Source organism: Drancourtella sp. An12 (assembly GCF_002160935.1).
Classification (GTDB): domain Bacteria; phylum Bacillota; class Clostridia; order Lachnospirales; family Lachnospiraceae; genus Sellimonas; species Sellimonas catena.
On record NZ_NFLO01000040.1, the window covers coordinates 1 to 2,906 of the forward strand.

1 rRNA gene is annotated in these 2,906 nt (G+C 52.8%); it reads right to left on the reverse strand.

The annotated features are described in order from the left end of the window. Positions 1-2,788: ribosomal RNA gene (locus B5E64_RS17625) — 23S ribosomal RNA — on the reverse strand; the annotation flags it as partial. Positions 2,789-2,906 lie beyond the last annotated feature (118 nt).

Consider the following 2,906-nt stretch of genomic DNA (forward strand, 5'->3'; position numbering starts at 1 on the left):
CGTATGGGATATCTCATCTTGAGGGGGGCTTCACGCTTAGATGCCTTCAGCGTTTATCCCTTCCCGGCTTGGCTACCCTGCCATGCACTTGGTAATGCAACAGGTACACCAGCGGCCGGTCCATCCCGGTCCTCTCGTACTAAGGACAGCTCCTCTCAAATATCCTACGCCCACGCCGGATAGGGACCGAACTGTCTCACGACGTTCTGAACCCAGCTCGCGTACCGCTTTAATGGGCGAACAGCCCAACCCTTGGGACCTACTTCAGCCCCAGGATGCGATGAGCCGACATCGAGGTGCCAAACCACTCCGTCGATGTGAACTCTTGGGAGTGATAAGCCTGTTATCCCCAGGGTAGCTTTTATCCGTTGAGCGATGGCAATCCCACTTTATACCACCGGATCACTAAGTCCTACTTTCGTACCTGCTCCACCCGTCGGTGTCGCAGTCAAGCTCCCTTCTGCCTTTGCACTCTTCGAATGGTTTCCGTCCATTCTGAGGGAACCTTTGAGCGCCTCCGATACCCTTTCGGAGGCGACCGCCCCAGTCAAACTCCCCACCTGACATTGTCCCCCAGCCGGGTCACGGCTGCTGGTTAGAAACCCAATACCGCAAGGGTGGTATCCCAACAGCGGCTCCATAAGGACTGGCGTCCTTACTTCTTAGCCTCCCACCTATCCTGTACATGCAATACCGAATCCCAGTATCAAGCTGGAGTAAAGCTCCATGGGGTCTTTCCGTCCTGGCGCAGGTAACCAGCATCTTCACTGGTACTTCAATTTCACCGGGTGCATTGTCGAGACAGTGCCCAAATCATTACGCCTTTCGTGCGGGTCGGAACTTACCCGACAAGGAATTTCGCTACCTTAGGACCGTTATAGTTACGGCCGCCGTTTACTGGGGCTTAAGTTCAAAGCTTCGCTTGCGCTAACCTCTCCCCTTAACCTTCCAGCACCGGGCAGGCGTCAGCCCATATACCTCACCTTTCGGTTTTGCATAGACCTGTGTTTTTGCTAAACAGTTGCTTGGGCCTATTCTCTGCGGCCAGCTCTCACTGGCACTCCTTCTCCCGAAGTTACGGAGTCATTTTGCCGAGTTCCTTAACAATGCTTCTCCCGTCGGCCTTAGGATTCTCTCCTCATCCACCTGTGTCGGTTTACGGTACGGGTACTGTACAAACAATAGCGGCTTTTCTTGGCAGCCAGCTCACGCGCTTCACTACTTTTTCTTCGCTCCGCATCACGTCTTCCCATTGCCCGGCGGTTTTTCCAACCGGACTGGTACCCCGCTTGCACCGGTCTCTCCATTCCCGGCTCGCGCTCTCTTTCTGCGTCCCCACAGTTCTGTTGTACAGCAGTACAGGAATTTCTGCCTGTTGTCCATCGACTACGCCTCTCGGCCTCGCCTTAGGTCCCGACTTACCCAGGGCAGATCAGCTTTACCCTGGAAACCTTGGATATTCGGCCGGAAGGATTCCCACCTTCCTCTCGCTACTCATTCCGGCATTCTCTCTTCCATACAGTCCACAGCTCCTTCCGGTACTGCTTCGCCCTGTATGCAATGCTCCTCTACCAATGTATCAAATACATTCCTGAGCTTCGGTGGTGTGTTTCAGCCCCGGACATTTTCGGCGCAGGACCTCTCGACTAGTGAGCTATTACGCACTCTTTCAATGGATGGCTGCTTCTAAGCCAACATCCTAGTTGTCTTCGAAATCCCACATCCTTTTCCACTTAACACACACTTTGGGACCTTAGCTGCAGGTCTGGGCTCTTTCCCTTTTGACTGCCCAACTTATCTCGTGCAGTCTGACTCCCGATAAGCATCAGCATGGCATTCGGAGTTTGATATTCTTCGGTAAGCTTTGACGCCCCCTAGGAAATTCAGTGCTCTACCTCCACCTGACTCTATCGAGGCTAGCCCTAAAGCTATTTCGAGGAGAACCAGCTATCTCCGGGTTCGATTGGAATTTCTCCCCTATCCACACCTCATCCCCACCCTTTTCAACGGATGTGGGTTCGGTCCTCCATTGCCTTTTACGGCAACTTCAACCTGGACATGGATAGATCACCCGGTTTCGGGTCTACTCTGACAGACTATGACCGCCCTCTTAAGACTTGGTTTCCCTTCGGCTCCGGACCTTGAGTCCTTAACCTCGCCTGCCAGCGTAACTCGCCGGACCGTTCTACAAAAAGTACGCGGTTGAACATTTTTCGTTCTTCCACAGCTTGTAAACACAGGGTTTCAGGTTCTCTTTCACTCCCCTCACGGGGTCCTTTTCACCTTTCCTTCACAGTACTATGCGCTATCGGTCACTAAGGAGTATTTAGCCTTACGGGGTGGTCCCCGCTCCTTCCTACAAGGTTCCACGTGTCTCGTAGTACTCTGGATCCTGCCGCGCTTCCTCGAATTTCATGTACGGGGCTTTCACCCTCTCTGGCTGGCTTTCCCAAAACCATTCTATTACTCTTGGAAGTCACTTGTGCAGTCCGAACCCCAGCATGCACGCACACTGGTTTGGGCTCTTCCGGTTTCGCTCGCCGCTACTCCCGGAATCGATGTTTCTTTCTCTTCCTCCGGCTACTTAGATGTTTCAGTTCACCGGGTTCCCTTCCATACGTTATGGATTGGCGTATGGATGACGGAGGTCTGCTCCGCCGGGTTTCCCCATTCAGAAATCTCCGGATCAATGGATATTTGCTCCTCCCCGAAGCTTTTCGCAGCTTATCACGTCTTTCATCGGCTCTTAGTGCCAAGGCATCCACCCTGCGCTCTTTCTAGCATAACCAACTTGATTCGGAATGCGGTTTCGAAAGACGGGATAACGAGAGGCTTCGCCTCGAGTTATTTAAATCTTTCACGGAGCATTCCGTAATCTCACATACCTAGCGTGATATGTGTTGGTC